Origin of the sequence: Actinomadura sp. KC06 (assembly GCF_004348735.1) — a bacterium.
GTDB lineage: Bacteria > Actinomycetota > Actinomycetes > Streptosporangiales > Streptosporangiaceae > Spirillospora.
In genome coordinates, this window is the sequence record NZ_SMKT01000021.1 from 54,543 (window position 1) to 71,337 (window position 16,795).

The 16,795-nt window shown below is 71.0% G+C and carries 20 protein-coding genes; 9 read left to right on the forward strand and 11 right to left on the reverse strand.

Annotation, left to right across the window (positions count from 1 at the left end):
• Positions 1–35 precede the first annotated feature (35 nt).
• Positions 36–1,562, forward strand: coding sequence for a M20/M25/M40 family metallo-hydrolase (locus tag E1287_RS10065; RefSeq protein WP_243718807.1), 1,527 nt, complete (start codon positions 36–38; stop codon positions 1,560–1,562).
• Positions 1,563–1,599: 37 nt separating this feature from the next.
• On the opposite strand, the gene E1287_RS10070 is transcribed toward E1287_RS10065, so the two are convergent.
• Both E1287_RS10070 and E1287_RS10075 read right to left on the reverse strand, forming a co-directional pair.
• On the reverse strand, positions 1,600–2,532 hold the full coding sequence (locus E1287_RS10070; protein WP_131964597.1) for a DUF4097 family beta strand repeat-containing protein: 933 nt from the start codon (positions 2,530–2,532) through the stop codon (positions 1,600–1,602).
• Between the two features lie 180 nt (positions 2,533–2,712).
• Entirely contained in the window at positions 2,713–3,339 is a 627-nt protein-coding gene (locus E1287_RS10075; protein ID WP_131964598.1) for a cob(I)yrinic acid a,c-diamide adenosyltransferase, read from the reverse strand.
• Positions 3,340–3,411: 72 nt separating this feature from the next.
• Between E1287_RS10075 and E1287_RS10080 the strand changes: the two genes are divergently transcribed.
• A complete protein-coding gene (locus E1287_RS10080; protein ID WP_131964599.1) occupies positions 3,412–5,004 on the forward strand; it encodes a GMC family oxidoreductase N-terminal domain-containing protein in 1,593 nt (530 codons plus the stop codon).
• A 49-nt stretch (positions 5,005–5,053) separates the two neighbouring features.
• Here the strand turns inward: E1287_RS10080 and E1287_RS10085 are convergent, their stop codons facing one another.
• Both E1287_RS10085 and E1287_RS10090 read right to left on the reverse strand, forming a co-directional pair.
• Complete coding sequence (locus E1287_RS10085; protein WP_207934117.1) at positions 5,054–5,320, reverse strand: DUF397 domain-containing protein; 267 nt, start codon at positions 5,318–5,320, stop codon at positions 5,054–5,056.
• Positions 5,317–6,120, reverse strand: a complete 804-nt coding sequence (locus E1287_RS10090) for a helix-turn-helix transcriptional regulator (protein WP_131964600.1) — start codon at positions 6,118–6,120, stop codon at positions 5,317–5,319. Before E1287_RS10090 ends, E1287_RS10085 begins: the two co-directional genes overlap by 4 nt.
• A 208-nt stretch (positions 6,121–6,328) precedes the next feature.
• Here E1287_RS10090 and E1287_RS10095 point away from each other — a divergent pair, with 208 nt between their 5' ends.
• From E1287_RS10095 to E1287_RS10110, 4 genes are all read left to right on the forward strand, one after another.
• Entirely contained in the window at positions 6,329–6,667 is a 339-nt protein-coding gene (locus tag E1287_RS10095) for a hypothetical protein (RefSeq protein WP_131964601.1), read from the forward strand.
• The gene (locus E1287_RS10100) at positions 6,664–6,933 is read left to right on the forward strand and encodes a hypothetical protein (RefSeq protein WP_131964602.1); all 270 of its coding nucleotides are present in this window, start codon (positions 6,664–6,666) and stop codon (positions 6,931–6,933) included. Before E1287_RS10095 ends, E1287_RS10100 begins: the two co-directional genes overlap by 4 nt.
• Positions 6,934–7,006: 73 nt before the next feature.
• Positions 7,007–7,234 (forward strand): hypothetical protein, encoded by a 228-nt coding sequence (locus tag E1287_RS10105; protein WP_131964603.1) that lies wholly within the window; start codon positions 7,007–7,009, stop codon positions 7,232–7,234.
• Positions 7,235–7,256: 22 nt separating this feature from the next.
• Positions 7,257–8,036: a hypothetical protein gene (locus E1287_RS10110; protein WP_131964604.1), complete on the forward strand. Its 780-nt coding sequence runs from the start codon at positions 7,257–7,259 to the stop codon at positions 8,034–8,036.
• 323 nt (positions 8,037–8,359) lie between these two features.
• On the opposite strand, the gene E1287_RS10115 is transcribed toward E1287_RS10110, so the two are convergent.
• The 6 genes from E1287_RS10115 to nucS all read right to left on the reverse strand — a co-directional run bounded on the left by E1287_RS10115 (position 8,360) and on the right by nucS (position 13,227).
• A complete protein-coding gene (locus E1287_RS10115) occupies positions 8,360–8,845 on the reverse strand; it encodes a GNAT family N-acetyltransferase (RefSeq protein WP_131964605.1) in 486 nt (161 codons plus the stop codon).
• Positions 8,846–8,852: 7 nt separating this feature from the next.
• Complete coding sequence (locus tag E1287_RS10120; protein ID WP_131964606.1) at positions 8,853–10,352, reverse strand: aldehyde dehydrogenase family protein; 1,500 nt, start codon at positions 10,350–10,352, stop codon at positions 8,853–8,855.
• Between the two features lie 130 nt (positions 10,353–10,482).
• Positions 10,483–11,277, reverse strand: a complete 795-nt coding sequence (locus tag E1287_RS10125; RefSeq protein ID WP_131964607.1) for a site-2 protease family protein — start codon at positions 11,275–11,277, stop codon at positions 10,483–10,485.
• A gap of 90 nt (positions 11,278–11,367) precedes the next feature.
• On the reverse strand, positions 11,368–11,952 hold the full coding sequence (locus E1287_RS10130) for a TetR/AcrR family transcriptional regulator (protein ID WP_131964608.1): 585 nt from the start codon (positions 11,950–11,952) through the stop codon (positions 11,368–11,370).
• Positions 11,953–11,989: 37 nt separating this feature from the next.
• The gene (locus E1287_RS10135; protein ID WP_131964609.1) at positions 11,990–12,397 is read right to left on the reverse strand and encodes a DUF3224 domain-containing protein; all 408 of its coding nucleotides are present in this window, start codon (positions 12,395–12,397) and stop codon (positions 11,990–11,992) included.
• 149 nt (positions 12,398–12,546) lie between these two features.
• Positions 12,547–13,227: an endonuclease NucS gene (gene nucS / locus E1287_RS10140; protein ID WP_131964610.1), complete on the reverse strand. Its 681-nt coding sequence runs from the start codon at positions 13,225–13,227 to the stop codon at positions 12,547–12,549.
• A 148-nt stretch (positions 13,228–13,375) separates the two neighbouring features.
• On the opposite strand from nucS, the gene E1287_RS10145 reads away from it, so the two are divergent.
• Entirely contained in the window at positions 13,376–13,567 is a 192-nt protein-coding gene (locus E1287_RS10145) for a hypothetical protein (protein WP_131964611.1), read from the forward strand.
• A gap of 135 nt (positions 13,568–13,702) precedes the next feature.
• Positions 13,703–14,089, forward strand: coding sequence for an SCO5389 family protein (locus E1287_RS10150; protein WP_131964612.1), 387 nt, complete (start codon positions 13,703–13,705; stop codon positions 14,087–14,089).
• Positions 14,090–14,152: 63 nt separating this feature from the next.
• Here the strand turns inward: E1287_RS10150 and E1287_RS10155 are convergent, their stop codons facing one another.
• Positions 14,153–15,145 (reverse strand): LLM class flavin-dependent oxidoreductase, encoded by a 993-nt coding sequence (locus tag E1287_RS10155; RefSeq protein ID WP_131964620.1) that lies wholly within the window; start codon positions 15,143–15,145, stop codon positions 14,153–14,155.
• Positions 15,146–15,200: 55 nt separating this feature from the next.
• Here E1287_RS10155 and E1287_RS10160 point away from each other — a divergent pair.
• On the forward strand, positions 15,201–16,795 hold a 1,595-nt coding region (locus E1287_RS10160; protein ID WP_131964613.1), incomplete at its 3' end, for a 3-hydroxyacyl-CoA dehydrogenase.

The following is a 16,795-nucleotide window of genomic DNA, read 5'->3' on the forward strand; positions in this document are numbered from 1 at the left end:
GCTGGTCAGCTCCGTCCTCGTCCGCAGGAGTGCACGTGCGCAAGCTGCTCATCGGCGCCGCCGTGGCGTTGCCCCTCGCCGTTCTGCCCGCGGCCGTCATGCCCGCGGGGTCCCTGGCCTCCGGCGCCGCGCCGGCCCGTCCCGAACTCGCGAAGCTCGTCACGCTGAAGGACATCGTGGCGCACCTTGAGGCGTTCCAGGAGATCGCCGACTACAACGGCGGCAACCGCGCGTCGGGCGGCGCCGGGTACGACGTGTCGGTGCGGTACGTCGCCGGACGGCTGCGCAAGGCCGGGCTCACGCCGAAGATCCAGAAGTTCGCCTACCCGTTCTGGCGGGAGAGGTCGCGGGCGGTGCTTGCGCGGACGGCGCCGTCCAAGGCGTCCTACCGGCACGGCAAGGACTTCGCCACGTTCGCGTACTCGGGGTCCGGGAACGTGACGGCACGCGCGGTCGCCGTGGACGTCCCGTCCAAGGGCGAGGGGACGAGCGGCTGCGAGAAGGGCGACTTCAAGGGCTTCACGAGGGGGTCGATCGCGCTCGTCCAGCGCGGGACCTGCACGTTCGCCGTCAAGGCCGCGAACGCGCGGGCCGCGGGCGCGTCCGCCGTCGTGATCTACAACAAGCCCGGTGAGCAGGGGCTGCTGAACGGCACGGTGGGCAAGCCGGCCGGGATCCCGGTCGTCGGCACGTCCAGGACGGTCGGCGCCGCGCTGGCCAAGACGGCGAAGAAGGGCGGGCTCATGCTGCGGGTGCGGACCGACACCGTCCACGGGAAGCGGCGGTCGTCCAACGTCATCGCCGACACCGGGCGCGGACGGTCCGACAACGTGGTGCTGCTCGGCGCGCACCTCGACAGCGTCCCGGAGGGCGCGGGGATCAACGACAACGCCACCGGCGCGGCCGCGCTCCTCGCCATCGCCGCGAAGATCGAGCACCTCGGCAAGGACGGGCTGCGCAACCGGGTCCGGTTCGCCTGGTGGGGCGCGGAGGAGGAGGGGCTGCGGGGCTCCAGGCACTACGTGAAGTCGCTGTCCCGCGCGAACCGCGAGAAGATCGCGGTGGCCCTGAACTTCGACATGCTCGGCTCGCGCAACGGCACCCGCGGTGTCTACGACGGCGACCACTCCACCCGCGCCGGGACGCGTGCCCCCGCGGGCTCCGGCGCGATCGAGAAGATGTTCCGCGACTACTTCAAGAGCCGCCGCCTGCCGACGACCGAGCACGCGTTCAGCGGACGCTCCGACTACGGCCCGTTCATCGAGGCGGGCATCGCGTCCGGCGGCATGGCCACCGGCGCGGACGGCGTCAAGACCGCGGCGGAGGCCAAGGCGTTCGGCGGCCGGGCGGGCAAGGTGTACGACCCGTGCTACCACGCCAAGTGCGACCGGCTGAAGAACGTCAACCGCAAGCTCCTCGACACCAACGCCGACGGGATCGCGCACGTCGCGCAGCACCTGGCCCGGACGACCGTCGCCGTGAACGGCGGGGCCCGCCTGACCGTTGGCGGCGTCCCCTCGTCCAGCGCTCCCGCCTGGCAGGGCCCGTACCGGCTCCGCTAGACCTCCAGGCGGGCCCTAGGCGGACTCTAGCCGGACTCTAGGCGGGAGAGACGGTGATGCTGCCGTTTCCACTGCGGAGCTGGAGCTGGTGGCGCGAGCCCGAGTCCTGCCGGACGGCCGAGTCGATCCGCTCGCCGCCGTTCGAGCTGGACATGCTGATCGCGTAGCCCTCGCTGGTCGGGACGCGGACGTGCACCGACCCGTTGTCGCTGATGGCGCGGACGCTCGCCGGCGGCGTGACGAGCCGCAGGTCGATGCCGCCGTTGCTCGTCTCTGCGGTGATCCGGTCGGTGGTCAGGCCGCCCGCGTCGATCGAGCCGTTGGCGGTGCCGACCTCGGCGACGGTGGCGCGGCCGCTGAGCTCGATGCGCCCGTCGTCGGTGCGGGCGGTGAGCCGGTCGGTGGTGAGGCCGGTGGCGTTGATCGACCCGTTGTCGCTGCGCAGGACGGCGGTCGCGGCGCGTCCGGTGACGTGGATCGAGCCGTCGTTCGAGCTGATCGAGGCCGACGTCGCGCGCAGATCGGTCACCTTCAGCGAGCCGTTGTCGCTGTGCAGCTTCACGGCCCCGCTGAGCCCGGACGCCACGACCGCCCCGTCGGCGTTGTCGACCTCCACGGGCATGTTGCGCGGAACCTCGACCCGGTAGGAGACGCCGCAGTTGGTGTAACCGATCGTGGCCCTGGCGCACTTGGACGACAACGAGAGCGTGTCGCCCTCGACGGTGTGCCGCGCCTCCGGCTTGTTCTTGTCGTTGGACCAGCGCAGCCGCTCCCGCACCTTGACGGCGGGGGAGTCGGACGCCGTGAGCACCATCCGGTTGCCGTTCGACTTGATCTTCAACGCGGTGATCCCGGCGGGCGCGGAGTAGGAGCGGTCCTCCTGATGCGTGCCGAAGGTCAGGTTGCCGCACCCGGTCAGCGTCGCCGCGGCCGCGGCCGTCACGACGGCCGTGATCGTCAGGGTCCTCACGTGGTCACTCCTGTTGTCGCTGTGCGCCCCGCAGAAAGCTGTGCGCCCGTACGGAACCAGACTGCTCCGCGGGGGGCGGCGTCACCAGGAGGGGAGCCGGTCTCCCAGGGGTGGGGCTAACCCCACCCCTCGTGTCTCTTGTGGGGGGACGCCCCCCCACACCCCCCGGAAGAGAGGGGATCAGCGTTCCCCGCCCGGCTTCCAGAGCACGTCGCCGTGCTCGGCGTTGGCGATGCGGCACAGGATGAACAGCAGGTCGGACAGCCGGTTGAGGTAGCGCGCCGTCAGCGGGTTCACGCCGCCCACCGGGGCCTCCGGGGCGCCCTCGGCGGCGGCGCCGTGCGCCTCGATCGCCGCCCACGCGGTGCGTTCGGCGCGGCGGGAGACCGTCCGCGCGACGTGCAGCAGCGCCGCGCCCGGCGACCCGCCCGGGAGGATGAAGCTGCGCAGCGGCGGAAGGGCCTCGTTGTGCTCGTCGCAGGCCGCCTCCAGCCGGTCGACGTACGACTCGTCCACGCGCAGCGGCGGGTACGGCGGGTCGGGGACGACCGGCGCGCACAGGTCGGCGCCCACGTCGAACAGGTCGTTCTGGACGACGGTCAGCAGCGCGACGAGATCGTCCGGCAGAGCCCCGAGCGCGATGGCGGCGCCGATCGCGGCGTTGGCCTCCTCGACGTCGGCGTAGGCGGCGAGCCGCGGGTCGGTCTTGCTCGTCCGCGACGCGTCGCCCAGCGCGGTGGTGCCGTCGTCGCCCGTCCGGGTGTAGATCCGCGACAGGACGACGGGGTTGTCCCTGTTCTTCGCCATGTCGATCAGCCTAGCGAGCGCCGTCGCCAGAAGGCCGTTCGGTAGGGTTCGAGAAATACCCCGGAGGCCGCCGTGTACGACTACATCATCGTGGGAGCGGGCAGCGCGGGCTGCGTTCTCGCCGCCAGACTGACCGAGGACCCCTCGGTGAAGGTTCTGCTGCTGGAGGCGGGCCCGCCCGACGTCGCCCCCGAGATCCACATCCCGGCCGCCACCGCGACGATGTTCAAGGGCCCCTACGACTGGGACTACGCCACGGTCCCGCAGGAGCACGCCGGGGGACGCAGCGTGTACTGGCCGCGGGGCCGGACGCTCGGCGGGAGCTCGTCCACCAACGCGATGATCTACATCCGCGGGTCCCGGTACGACTACGACACCTGGCGCGACTCCTACGGCTGCGACGGCTGGGGCTACGAGGACCTGCTGCCCTATTTCTGCCGCGCCGAGGACCAGCAGCGCGGCGAGATCCCGTACCACGGCGTCGGCGGCCCCCTCCGCGTCGAGGACCTGCGCTACAAGCACCCGCTCACGCGCGCGTGGGTGCAGTCGGCCAAGGCGTACGGCCTCGCCGCGAACCCCGACTTCAACGGCGCCGACCAGGACGGCGTCGGCTTCTACCAGGTCACCCACAAGCGCGGCCGCCGCTGGTCCACCGCCGCGGGCTACCTCCACCCCGTCGAGAACCGCCCGAACCTCACGATCGTCACCGACGCGCTGGTGACCCGCGTCCTGTTCGAGGGACGCCGGGCGACCGGCGTCCGGTACGAGGCGCGCGGCGAGAGCCTGTCCGCCCGCGCCGAGGCGGAGGTCATCCTGTCGGGCGGCGCGGTGAACAGCCCGCAGCTCCTCATGCTCTCCGGCATCGGGCCCGCCGACCACCTGCGCTCGCTGGGCATCGACGTCCTGGCCGACTCCCCGGTCGGGCAGCGCCTCCAGGACCACCCGTTCGTCACCGTCATGTTCGCCACCCCCCGGACCAAGGCCCTGTGGGAGCTGGCGCACAGGCGTTCCCTCGCCCTCTACCAGGCGTTCGCGCGCGGCCCTTACGCGTCCAACATCGCCGAGGCGGGCGGGTTCGTCCGGACGGTCGAGGGCCTGCCCGCGCCCGACCTGCAGTACCACGTCCTGCCGTCGCCGTTCGTCAAGCAGGGCCTCACCGAAACGCACGAGCGGCTCCTGTCGATCTTCGTCACCGCGGTCGCCGTGTCCGGGCGGGGCTCGGTCACCCTCCGCTCCGCCAGCCCGCACGCCAAGCCCCTGATCGACCCGGCCTACCTCGCCGACAAGGCCGACCTGGACATCCTCGTCGCGGGCGTCCGGCAGGCGCGCGAGATCGCCGCGTCCGGGCCGCTGGCGTCCCTGACCGGCGGCGAGTGGGCCCCCGGCGAGCAGGCCGACACCGACGAGGCTGTCGGCGAGTACATTCGCCGCGAGGTCGCGACCCTCTACCACCCCACCAGCACCTGCGCCATGGGCGCGGACGACGCCGTCTGCGACCCGGACCTGCGCGTCCGCGGCGTCGAGGGCCTGCGCGTGGTGGACGCGTCCGTCATGCCGGCCGTCCCGCGCGGCAACACCAACGCCCCCACCATCGCGATCGCCGAACGCGCCGCCGACCTGATCCGCAACCGCACCCCGCTCAAGCCCGCCACCGCTGGGGAATGAGAAACGCCCTCGTCCGGGGACGAGGGCGTGCGGTGCTTCATTGCTCGCGTTAGAGATCGAGCGCGCCCACCTTCGCCTGGGCGACCAGTTCAGCAAAGGCAGCGCCGCTCATGGAAAGGTGACCGGCTTCCGGGTTCTTGCTGTCCCGAAGACCGATCACGGCGTCCGTCAGCGCCACCTCAACGCACTGGCCGCTCTCCCCGCCGCTGTGGCTGCTCTTGCGCCACCCTTGCGCGACTTCCACGCACATGCCGGTGTCTCCTCCGCTGTGGCTGCTCTTGCGCCAGCGGGCGGACGAGAAGTCGTTCGCCTTCACAGTTCCTCCAACGCCTTGCGGATTGCGGCCTGCGAGTCCTCGGCGTTTAGTGCCTTAGACCTGATCAACTCAAACAGTATGCCAAGTTCGGCGACATATCCGTCGTCGTCGATCAGCCTCCCACGGCCGCCTGCCATCTCGGCGTATGCCGTGTCAGGCTCTCCGGGCGAGCACAAGATCGTGAACGACCCCTCCGGGAGCACTCCAGCGTCCTCCGGGACAACGTGGATATGGATGTGGGGCAGGGCTGCCAGGTCCAGCAAGTGCTCTAGCTGAGCGCGCATGACTTCTCGGCCGCCGAACGGTCGGCGGAGTGCTGATGCGTCGAGAAGTGCGACGATCACGGGCGGATTCTCGCGATGCAAGATCTCCTGTCTCTGCATCCGCTCGGCCACGATCTGTTCGAGTTTGTCGGGCCGCTGCCCTTCCCGAAGAATCGCGCGCGCGTAGTCCTCCGTGTGGAAGAGGCCAGTGATCGCGAAGTTCTCGTACTTCTTCATCATGCCCGCGTCGGCCTCGGCGTCGACGAACTCGGGGAAGCCCGCCGGGAGGCCGGTCTCCTCGATGACCCGGGGGTAGAGAGCCTCGAAGAACTGGTCAAGGCCGAAGACCTTGTCCAGCTTCTGGCAGACCTTGAAGGTCGGACGGCGGCTGCACAGTTCGATCCCGCTGACCAGGCTGCCGGAGATATTCACTTTTGCCCCAAGGGCGGCCTGTGACCAGCCTTTTCCCTCCCTGTGGAGCTTGATGTGGTAGGCGAAGAATGCTCGGACCGATTCGGACGGGTGTGGCGTCGGCACGGCAGTCCTTCCTCTCTACACAGGGCTTTGTGCTGTCCGCTGATCAGTTGTGTAGATGGAGCTATAGCCGAAAGTAATCGATCGGCCAAGGATTGGAGCGTCAGACAGGAACTTCCACACGACAAAGAGGTCGATCATGAAATTCGTCAGGCGTTCCGGCAACCCGTCCGGAGCGTGACCCATGGGAGCGCATGAGTGGTGTCCGGGTGTGCGCCAACGTCCGGCGCCCCCACCGGAGGTGAAGGCCGAGCACGGCCCCCGGATGCTGATCCCGCAGCGGGAGCGCGTCACGTTCCTGGTCAGGCTCTCCGAGATGTTCAGCCCGATCGTGGGACCGCTGACCGCGTTCGCCGTCATCAACGGCTACATCGTTCTCAACGTGATCCCGCAGGACGTCTCCGGGCGGGCTGTGACGGTCGGGTGCAGTTACCGCGACGGGCAGTGGTGGTTCTACTACGTCCACACGGGGGTCTTCATCCGTCCGGCCAACGAGTTGGCCATGGCAGCGCGCCACATCAGGACTGACATGGAACAGGCGGGGCGATGACCGAGCGGCAGGAGGCGGCCGACTACCTGTTCGCGCTGGCGGAGCTCCTGCGCGGCCACGGCTACACGCCGGAACAGCTGGGCACTCGGCGGCTCCGGGTGACGGACGGGGAGGACTCGCGCGCCGTGGAGATCGAGTGCCACCCCCGGCGCGGGGACGCGGACCGCTGGTGGTTCACCTGGGGTGGCGGATTCTGGATGTGCGAGGCCGACCACCCCACCGACGCCCTCGTCCAGGTCAAAACCGCTCTACGGCAGGTGGAGTAAGACAGAGGAACGAAGGTGATCTTGAGCGGGTAAAATGGGGGGCGCAGTTTCCATTTCGGTCCCTTTAGGAGGCATGACCTTGGAGTTACGCGCAGCACGTAACGCGGCCGTCATCGCGGCGGCCGCGGCGGCGCTCGCGGCGGCCGCCGTCGCGACCACCGTCGACGATGGCGACGCCCGGCAGGACTCCGTGGCCGGTGTCGCGACGCCGGATCATATGACGCTGGCCGCCCCGGACCACATGAAGATCGCGACGCCGGACCACATGACGATCGCGACCCCGGATCATATGGAGATGTGAGGCGGGGAGAGGCGCGGGCGCGGTGAGCGCCGAGACCGTCATCGGCCGGGTCGCGGAGACCGCCCGGCGGCTGGTCGGCTACTGGGAGCGGCACCCCGACGGTGTTCTCCTGCCCGGATGGCACGCGCCCTTCCGTCCGCTCGGCGACCTGCTGCCCGCGCGGGACGTCGAGTTCGCCGAGCGGAACCCCCAGATGGTGCCCTTGCTGTGGTATCCGGCCCTGAGCGCGGGGCCGGATACCCGGCGGGTCATCGACATACTCGACCATCTGCCGGTGGACCATGACGCCGCCTCGGCGATGATCCTGAGGCAGGAGCTGTCCCGGATCTACAGCTGGGCGATCGCGTCCCGGACGGCCCTGGACTGGCTCGGCGACCGGCTCGCGGGCCGCGGCCTGCTGGAGGTCGGGGCGGGCAGCGGGTACTGGGCGTCGCTGCTGCGGGCGCAGGGCGTGGACGTCCTGGCGACCGACTCGGCGACGGACCGCAACGGCTACACCGACCGGTTCCGCTTCATCGATGTCCAGGCCGCCACGGCGGTGGAGGCAGCGCGGCGGCATCCCGACCGTGTCCTGGCCGTCATCTGGCCGCCGTATCGGGACACTATGGCGGCGGAGGCCCTGGACGCCTACCAGGGGTCCGGCCTCGTCTACATCGGGGGTAGCCGGGGCGGGCTGTGCGCCGAGCACTCGTTCTTCGACGCGCTGGCCGAGCACTGGCGCCCGGTCTCCCGATGCCCCCTCACGCTGCGCTGGCTCGGGTATGACGATCACGCGACGTTCTACGTCCGGCGGGCGTCCTGAGCACAAAGTGAAGCGCCCCCGTCCGTTCGGACGGGGGCGCCAGACAGGGCGTACAGGCCGGGGGCGTCACCGCTTCAGGGCCTTCGCGATGCGGACGCGGCGGGCCTTCTTGGCCTCGTTGCGCAGCACCGTCACGCGGTCGCTGATGATGACGTTGCTGAAGTCCGGGCGCATCATTTCGTTCTTCTCCTTGTGTCCCGCCGGGCCCTCTCGGCCCGACATCTACAAGGTTCGTCCTAAGGCCCCGGGCCTCACATCGGGACGACGCCTTATCTACGCGCCTTAGCGCGCCTTAGATCCGTGGACGGCGCCGTGCCTCCGGCTTAGGCGACCTCGATGAAACCTAGGCGGTCGTAGAGGCGGCGGGCACGGCGGTTGCGGCGGGTCACCGCCAGAGTGAGGGTGTCGTGGCCCTGGTCGGCGAGAGCGTGCATGACGGCTTGGACGAGCCCACGTCCTAGGCCGTGGCCCATGTGGGACTGGGCGACGAACAGGAACGCCAGGAGTGGGACGTCCTTGTAGAGGGTGACGAGGGCCCCGGCCACCGGACGCCCATCGTGCTCGGCGACGAATGACGCGTCGCGCAGGAACGTTCCGTATTCGCCGCTCAGCGTGAGGCGCACTTCGCGTGCAGCGCCCTTGAGGTCTCCCACGTCGGCCTCATCGGGGGTGCCTCGGTAGGCGTCCCACAGGAGGGCCGCGATCGCGGCGGTGTCGGCGTCGTCGAACGGGCGGAAACCGGGCGACGGCGGGGGCACCGCGTCCAGAGCCACCTGGAGGCGGCTGCGTACGGGTGCGCCGGATGCCATGATCTCCTCAGCGCTTGTAGCGGCGGCCGTGGATCAGGTTGATCATGTCGAGGACGCGGGCCATCTCCTTCTCGCCGCGGCCGAACGAGGTCATGTTCATCGTCGCGAACCGCTGCCGGGTGATCGCCTTCGGGCGGGTGAACTCGCGCAGGCCGTCCGCGCCGTGGATGCGGCCGAACCCCGACTCGCCGACACCGCCGAACGGCAGCGCCGCGACCTGCGCGAACGCGGCGAACGCGTTGATGGAGGTCATGCCGGACCGCATCCGGCGGGCGACGTCCATGGCGCGGGACCTGTCCCCGGAGAAGATCGTCCCGGCGAGGCCGTAGGCGGTCTTGTTGGCCTTCTCGACCGCCTCGTCCAGGTCCTTGACGCGGTGGACGGTGATCGTCGGCCCGAACGTCTCCTCGCAGACGGCGGACGAGTCGTCCGGCACGTCGGTCAGCACGACCGGCTCCACGTACGGCTTGCGCACCGACTCGGCGCCGCCCACGACGGCCTTGCCGCCCTTGGCGAGCGCGTCCTTGATGTGGCGTTCGATGATGTCGAGCTGGCCGGGCATGGTGATCGGCCCGTAGGCGGCCTCGCGGTCGAAGCCGGGACGCAGGTCGCGGGCCTTCTCGGTGAGCTTGCCGAGGAACGTGTCGTACGCCTCGTCCACGACGTAGATCCGCTCGACGCCGATGCAGGTCTGCCCGGCGTTCGACATGGCGCCCCAGAGCGCGGCGTCGGCGGCGGCGTCGAGGTCGGCGTCGGAGTCGACGATGCAGGCGTCCTTGCCGCCGCATTCGGCGACGATCGGGGTGAGGTTCTCGGCGCAGGCGGCCATGACGCGCTTCGCGGTCCGGGTCGAGCCGGTGAAGGCGATCTTGTTGACGCCGGGGGAGGACGCGAGCGCCGCGCCCGTCTCGCCCAGCCCCGTGACCGTCTGCAGGACGGGGTGCTCAGGGACGACCGCGGCGACCAGCTCGGCGAGGAACACCCCGACGCCCGGGGTGAACTCCGATGGCTTGAACACCACGGCGTTGCCCGCGGCCAGCGCGTAGGCGATCGAGCCCATCGGCGTGAAGATCGGGTAGTTCCACGGGCCGATCACGCCGACGACGCCGAGCGGCTGGTACTCCAGCACGCACTTCTGGTTGATCGCCATGATCCCGGGGTAGACGCTGCGCGGCCCGAGGACCTTCTGGGCGTTGCGGGCGGCCCAGTCGAGGTGCGTGATCGCCATGATCGTCTCAAGCTGGGCGTCCTGCAGCGGCTTGCCGGTCTCCTGGTGGATGAGCTCGGCCATCCGGTTGAGGTTCCGGGTGAGGGCGCCCTTGACGTTCAGCAGCCGGAGCCGGCGCTCCTTCCAGCCGAGGGCGCGCCACCATCCGGCGGCCTCCCGGGCGCGCTCGACGGCCGCGGCCACGGCGGCGGCGTCCTGGACGGGGTGCTCGGCGACGACCTCGCCGGTGGCCGGGTTCAGCGACGCGAACGTCTCGGTGCTCTCCGTGGCCACGGACATGGGGAACCTCCCGGGAGGAGCCGTGTAAGTGCCTGCTTGCACGAATGGTACTCGTTAGTAAACCACCCTAGGCCCGGCCGCGGCCGCCCGGATCACAGGCCGACGGCCTGATCACAGGCAGCCGGCCGGGTCACAGGTACTCGTTCCACCACTGGAACAGCGAGTGGCCGACCTGGATCGGAAGCTCGCCCAGCCCCAGCACACCGGTGATGTTGTAGATGAAGTCGAAGAAGGCCTCGTTGACCGGCCCCAGCCACAGCAGGGCGATCAGGACGAGGAAGGCGTAGCCGCCGTAGGCGCCGAGCTGGTCGGCCCACCGGCGCGGCAGGTAGGGCTCGATGATCCCGAAGCCGTCCAGCCCGGGAATCGGCAGCAGGTTCAGGATCGCTGCCGTGACCTGCAAGAATGCCAGGAACGCCACGCCCAGCCAGAAGACGCCGTGGTCCTGGTGGGCGAAGTTCTTGTACAGGACGGCGAGCATCACCGCGAACATCGCGTTCGACAGCGGCCCCGCCGCCGAGATCAGGCTGTGCCTGATCCGGCCCGGGATCACGTGCCGGTCGATCCAGACGGCGCCGCCGGGCAGGCCGATCCCGCCGAGCAGGATGAACACCACCGGGATCACGAAGCTCAGCAGCATGTCGGAGTACTTCAGCGGGTTCAGCGTCAGGTAGCCCTTGGCGATCACGCCGCGGTCGCCCGAACGGTACGCCATGTAGGCGTGCCCGAACTCGTGCAGGCACAGCGACAGCACCCACGCCGACAGGACGAACCCGAACACCGCGATCCGCGCCGCCATCGTCGGGTTCTCCCCGTACCGCCAGGCGACCAGGCCGCACAGGACGGTCGCCGCCACGATCCCGAGGAACACCGGGCTCGGCCGGACCGCCGCGGCCCCTCGCGTCCCGTGCGCAGTTCCCCTCATCGTTCCCGGCCCCTCTCGCCGCGCCGGCCGCCCGGCGTCCCGTCCAGCCTGATCTTCGCCGCCATCTCGGAAGCTACCTTCCCGCCGCGGTCATGGCGCCGCGATGACCGGAACGACATAGGTGCGCAGGAAGCGGCGCAGCCCGTCGGCGTCCCGGTCACGGTCCATGACGATGAGCGAGGTGATGATCCGGAAGAGGAACTCGACCGTCCCCTCCACCTCGATGTCGGCCCTGAGCGTCCGCTGCCGCTGCGCCCGCTCGAAGTGCGGCCGGACGTACTCGCAGCACAGCGCGAGCACATGCTCCGCCGCGCCCGCCACCGCCGCCTGCATGTGGCCCGCCGCCTCCGGCACCAGGAAGTGCGCCACGGCGGGCTCGCGCCGGACGTACTCGACCGCGTCCAGCGTGCCCTCCACGATCGCCTCCGGCACCGACCGCTCGGTGCGCAGCCGCTCGGCGAGCCGGTCGAGGAAGCGGCGCAGGTCGCGCATCAGCACGGCCAGGATCAGCTCGTCCCGCCCGCCGGTGACGCTGCGGTACACGGTGGCCCGGGACAGGTTCGCCGCGGCGGCGATGTCCTCGACCGTCGTCTTGGCGACGCCGAAACGGCCGAAACACTCTTCGGCGGCGTCGATGATCCGCTCGCGTGTCGCATCGGCGGTGACCGGGGGCATGCCTGAACATTACCGGCCGCCCGCCGCGGAACCGTTTTCAGTCGAGCGTGTACTCCAGCGCCCAGGTGTGGCCGCCGTCCCCGGTGACGGTGATCTGGCCGAGGCCGCGGATGCCCGCCAGCTCGCCGGTGCCGGACGTCGGCACGATCAGCCACCGCAGCCATTGCGTGTCGGGCGTGCCGTCCTCGCTGCCCGCGCTGTGCTGCAGGACGAACGTCCCCTCGCGCCCGTGCAGGATGCCCTGGACGGTCTCGATCCCCACGTAGGCGACGGGCCCGGCGGCGGACTCCACGGTGATCAGTTCGCTGCTGCTCGTCCCGACGAGGTCGCCGTGGAACGTCTTGCCGACGTGGACCCGGGTCAGCTTGGTGCCGTCCTGCTCCTCATAGGGCTTCTCGGCTTCCCACGCGTCGATGTCGAAGCTGCCGCTGGCTTGAAAGGTCATGCCCGCAGTATCCACCCAGGGGGGCGACCCCCTGGAACCGCCGGCGGGTCGTGCGACCTCCGGGCGCTGGGCGCCCTCCGGCCGCACGACCCGTGACGCCGGCTGGGGTCAGAACGGCGGCACCGGGGTTAGAACGGCGGTGGCCGGGGTCAGAACAGGGTGCCCTCGTGTTCGATGCCGCGGAGGGCGTCGTAGTCGAGGGTGACGCAGTCGATGCCGCGGTCGGTGGCGAGGACGCGGGCCTGCGGCTTGATCTCCTGCGCCGCGAAGACGCCGCGGACGGGCGCGAGATGCGGGTCGCGGTTGAGCAGCTCCAGGTAGCGGGTCAGCTGCTCCACACCGTCGATCTCGCCGCGCCGCTTGATCTCGATGGCGACGGTGGCGCTGTCGGAGTCCCGGCACAGGATGTCGACCGGGCCGATCGCGGTCGGGAACTCGCGGCGGATCAGCGACCAGCCGTCGCCGAGCGTGGTGATGTGCTCGGCGAGCAGCTCCTGGAGGTGCGCCTCGACGCCGTCCTTCTGCAGGCCCGGGTCGACGCCCAGCTCGTGGCTGGTGTCGTGCAGGAACTCCTCGATGGTGAGGATGAGCCGCTCGCCCGACTTGCCGTGCGTGACCGTCCAGCGGGCGACGGCGCCGTTCTCCTCGTGCGGCTCCTCGCGCAGCGAGCAGGGCGGGTTCATCCAGTTGAGGGGCTTGTAGGCGCGGTCGTCGGCGTGGACGCTGACGCTCCCGTCCGCCTTGATCAGGATCAGGCGGAGTGCCATCGGCAGGTGGGCGGTGAGCTTGCCGGCGTAGTCGACGCTGCAGCGGGCGATAACGAGACGCACGGCGACCAACCCTAGTGCGGGCGGACGGCTAAGGCGTCCGGACGTCCGATATAAGGCGTCATGCCGATGTGGTGGCGGGGGCCTTAGGACGAGTCTCTTAACTGCCGGGACCGTGCTGGTCGGCCTGGCAGGGGACCTGGGAGGGGCCGTGTTCCACCACGACATCATGCAGTCGATCATGCAGGAGCGGGGCCGCGAGCTGCGGGCGGAGGCGCGGGCCGTCCAGGCCGGCCGGACGGCCCGCCGTGCCCGCGAGTACTGGGCGGAGCGCGCCGCCGCGGCGGCCCGTCCCGTCCGGCGGCGTCGGCCGTCCGGGCACGGGGCCGCGCAGCCGCGCTGACCGCGTCCCGGCTCGCGGGGGCGGCCGGGACGCCGGAGCGGTCCGGGGCATAGCGGAATGAAAACCTTTGTCAAGCCTGGTTTTCTCCGGGAGGCGTGATTAGCGTCGTTGGCATCCGACGAAAGGACCCCCGCAATGTCTCTTGACGTGACCCCGGAACTCCTGGAGACGGCGAAGCAGGGCGAGGTCGGCGACGCGGAGTTCGTCGAGTGCATCAAGACGTCCCTCCCGTACGCGTGGGACATGGTCAGCGGCCTGGTGGCCCGGCTGCAGGTGGACGGCGGCGAATTCGCCGACAACCACACGCCGCCGCCGGACGAGCAGGCCCGCGGCCAGCTGCTCCGGGTGCTCGCGAGCGACGCGATGCGCGGGGCGCTGGAGCGCTACTTCGGCGTCCGGCTGGCCTTCCAGAACTGCCACCGCGTCGCCGTCTTCCCGGACGGCGGCTCGGACGCCTACCGGACGTTCGTGACGCCCCGCGAGCAGATCCTCAACCAGTCGCCCGAACTCCGCGACTGCTGATCTATCGTCGCGGCGCGCCGAACCACTCGGCGCGCCGCGCATCAGCACCGCACCGCCGCCCCGTCAGCTCGCGGCGACGGCGGAGCGGACCTTCGGCAGGACGTCCGCGCCGAGCCGGGCGATGTTCTCCAGCGTGGCCTCCCGGGACCCGGCGGCCTCGACCAGCAGGATCAGATGCCGGATGCCGGTGCGTTCGACGGTCGTCACGAGCGACTCCACGCAGTCGTCCGGCGAACCCACGGGATGAAGGTCGCACATGCGGCGCGTGTAGCCGACCGGGTCGCGAGACGGCCGCGGACGGTCGTCCACGGCGACGTATCCCTCCAGACCAGGCCCGAGCCAGCGCGGCATCTCGTCCATGAGCGTTTTGACGGCCTCCTCTCGCGTGTCGGCGACCTGCGCCACATGGGTCGAGATGTGCGGGGCGTCCGGCAGGCCGTGGCGGGCGACGGCCGCGGCCTTCTCGTCTGGCCCGACGTGCATGCCCAGCAGCATCGGCAGCCCCCGAGCCGCGGCCAGCGCCTCCGTCTCCGGGGACGTGCACGCGACCGTCACCGACGGCGGTACAAGCGCGCGCGGGACGACCGGTACCTCACGGAACCGGAACTGCTCCCCGTCCCATGCGACCCTGTCGGAACGCAGCCACGACAGCAGCAGGTCCAGTGACTCGGCGAAGCCGTGCTCGTAGCGGCTGAGACCGGTGCCGAAGACCTCCAGATCGCGCCACGGGCCGCCGCGTCCGACGCCCAGGCGGAACCGGCCGCCGGACAGCAGCGACAGCATCGCGGCCTGCTCGGCCAGCGCCACCGGATGCTGGTTGGACAGCACGCTGACCGCCGTCCCCACGTCGATCCGGCCGGTGGCGGCCAGGATGTGCCCGGCGAGGACGGGCGCGGACGGGACGACCCCGTACGACATGAAGTGATGTTCCGCGAGCCACACGTCGTCGAACCCGGCGCGTTCGGCGGCGAGGGCCGCCTCGACGGTCCGGGCGAGGGCGGCGGCGTCGTTCTGGGCGGGGAAACGGGCGGCGAGGAGGAAGATTCCGAGGCGCACGTCCCCGTCGTACCCGGCATCGTGGACGCGTGCGCGCTCTGCGAGACTGCCGTCCATGACTGGTCGTTCGTTCAGCAAAGTCGGGGTCGTCGGACTGGGCACGATGGGCGCGGGCATCGCCGAGGTGCTGGCACGCGGCGGCCTCGCCGTCGTCGGCGTCGAGGTGGACCGGGACGCGCTGGAACGTGGGCGCGGGCACCTGGAGACCTCGACCGGACGGGCCGTCAAGCGCGGCAGGCTTACCGAGGAGGCGCAGCGCGAGATCCTCGGCCGGGTCACGCTCTCCGTCGACTTCGCCGACCTGGGCGACTGCGACCTGGTCATCGAGGCCGTCCCGGAACGGCTCGACCTGAAGCGCAAGGTGTTCGCCCAGCTCGACCGGGTGTGCCGCGACGACGCCGTCCTCGCCACGAACACCTCCTCGCTGCCGGTCACGGACATCGCGGCCGGGACGGGCCGTCCCGCCAAGGTCGTCGGGGTGCACTTCTTCAACCCGGCGCCGGTGATGAAGCTCGTCGAGGTCATCGCGACCGTCCTCACCGAGCCGGACGCCGTCTCCCGCGTCGCCGAGCTGGTGAAGGGCCTCGGCAAGACCCCGGTCACGATCGGGGACCGCGCCGGGTTCGTCGCGAACCGGCTCCTCTTCGGCTACCTGAACCAGGCCGCGGCGATGCTGGAGTCCGGGCACGCCACCCGCGACGACATCGACACCGCGATGACGGCAGGCGCCGGGCTGCCGATGGGCCCGTTCACCCTCATGGATCTCATCGGCCTCGACACCTGCCTCCAGGTGCTGGACGCGATCTACGCCGAGTCCCGCGACCGCCGCCACGCCGCCTCGCCGATCCTCCGCGAACTCGTCACCGCCGGGCTGCTCGGCCGCAAGACCGGCCGCGGCTTCTACACCTACGACGGCGCCAAGGAGGCCAGACCGGAGGCCCCGGACGGCCCGCGGCCGGTCGTCGGCGTCGTCGGCGTCGGCCCGCTCGCGGACGCGATCGCCGCCCTCTGCGCCCGCGCGGGCACCCGGGTCCGCGACTCCGCCGCCGAGCTGGCCGGCTGCGACCTGGTCATCGAGGCCGCGGAGGACGCCGAGGCCGGCCGGGCGCTGCTGTCCGCCGCCGCCCAGGCCGTCAAGCCCGGCACGGTGCTCGCCGTCACGTCCGCGGACGGGGCGGTGATCCGGCAGGCCATGGCGACCGGACGTCCCGCCGACGTCGTCGGGCTGCACCTGCCCGAACCGGCGGCCCCCGCGAACCCCCTCGCCGAGATCGCCGCCACGGTCGCGACCGCCCCCGACGTCGCGGACCGGGCCGCCGACCTCGCCGGACGCCTCGGGCTCACCGCCGTCCGCTGCCGCGACCGCGCCGGGTTCATCGTGGACGCGCTCCGCTTCCCGTACCTGAACGACGCCGCCGCCATGCTCGGCGCCGGATACGCCGACGCCGACTCGATCGACGCCGCGATGACGCTCGGCTGCGGCTACCCGACCGGCCCGATCGCCGACCTCGACCGCCTCGGCGGTGTGCCGGAACGTCCCGTGGATCACCGGGCCGTCGAAGCGCAGCATCTCCTCGACGGCGGCGGGCACCAGCCCCGGATCCGCCACCAGCGCCGCCCACTGATCGGGGTTGCGCAGCAGCGCCAGCG

Coding starts and splice junctions, on each gene's coding strand:
- E1287_RS10150 (WP_131964612.1), top strand. CDS start 13,703: ATGTCTCTTGACGTGACCCCGGAACTCCTGGAGACGGCGAAGCAGGGC.
- E1287_RS10120 (WP_131964606.1), bottom strand. CDS start 10,352: ATGTCCGTGGCCACGGAGAGCACCGAGACGTTCGCGTCGCTGAACCCG.
- E1287_RS10125 (WP_131964607.1), bottom strand. CDS start 11,277: ATGAGGGGAACTGCGCACGGGACGCGAGGGGCCGCGGCGGTCCGGCCG.
- E1287_RS10075 (WP_131964598.1), bottom strand. CDS start 3,339: ATGGCGAAGAACAGGGACAACCCCGTCGTCCTGTCGCGGATCTACACC.
- E1287_RS10105 (WP_131964603.1), top strand. CDS start 7,007: ATGACCTTGGAGTTACGCGCAGCACGTAACGCGGCCGTCATCGCGGCG.
- E1287_RS10135 (WP_131964609.1), bottom strand. CDS start 12,397: ATGACCTTTCAAGCCAGCGGCAGCTTCGACATCGACGCGTGGGAAGCC.
- E1287_RS10100 (WP_131964602.1), top strand. CDS start 6,664: ATGACCGAGCGGCAGGAGGCGGCCGACTACCTGTTCGCGCTGGCGGAG.
- E1287_RS10130 (WP_131964608.1), bottom strand. CDS start 11,952: ATGCCCCCGGTCACCGCCGATGCGACACGCGAGCGGATCATCGACGCC.
- E1287_RS10115 (WP_131964605.1), bottom strand. CDS start 8,845: ATGGCATCCGGCGCACCCGTACGCAGCCGCCTCCAGGTGGCTCTGGAC.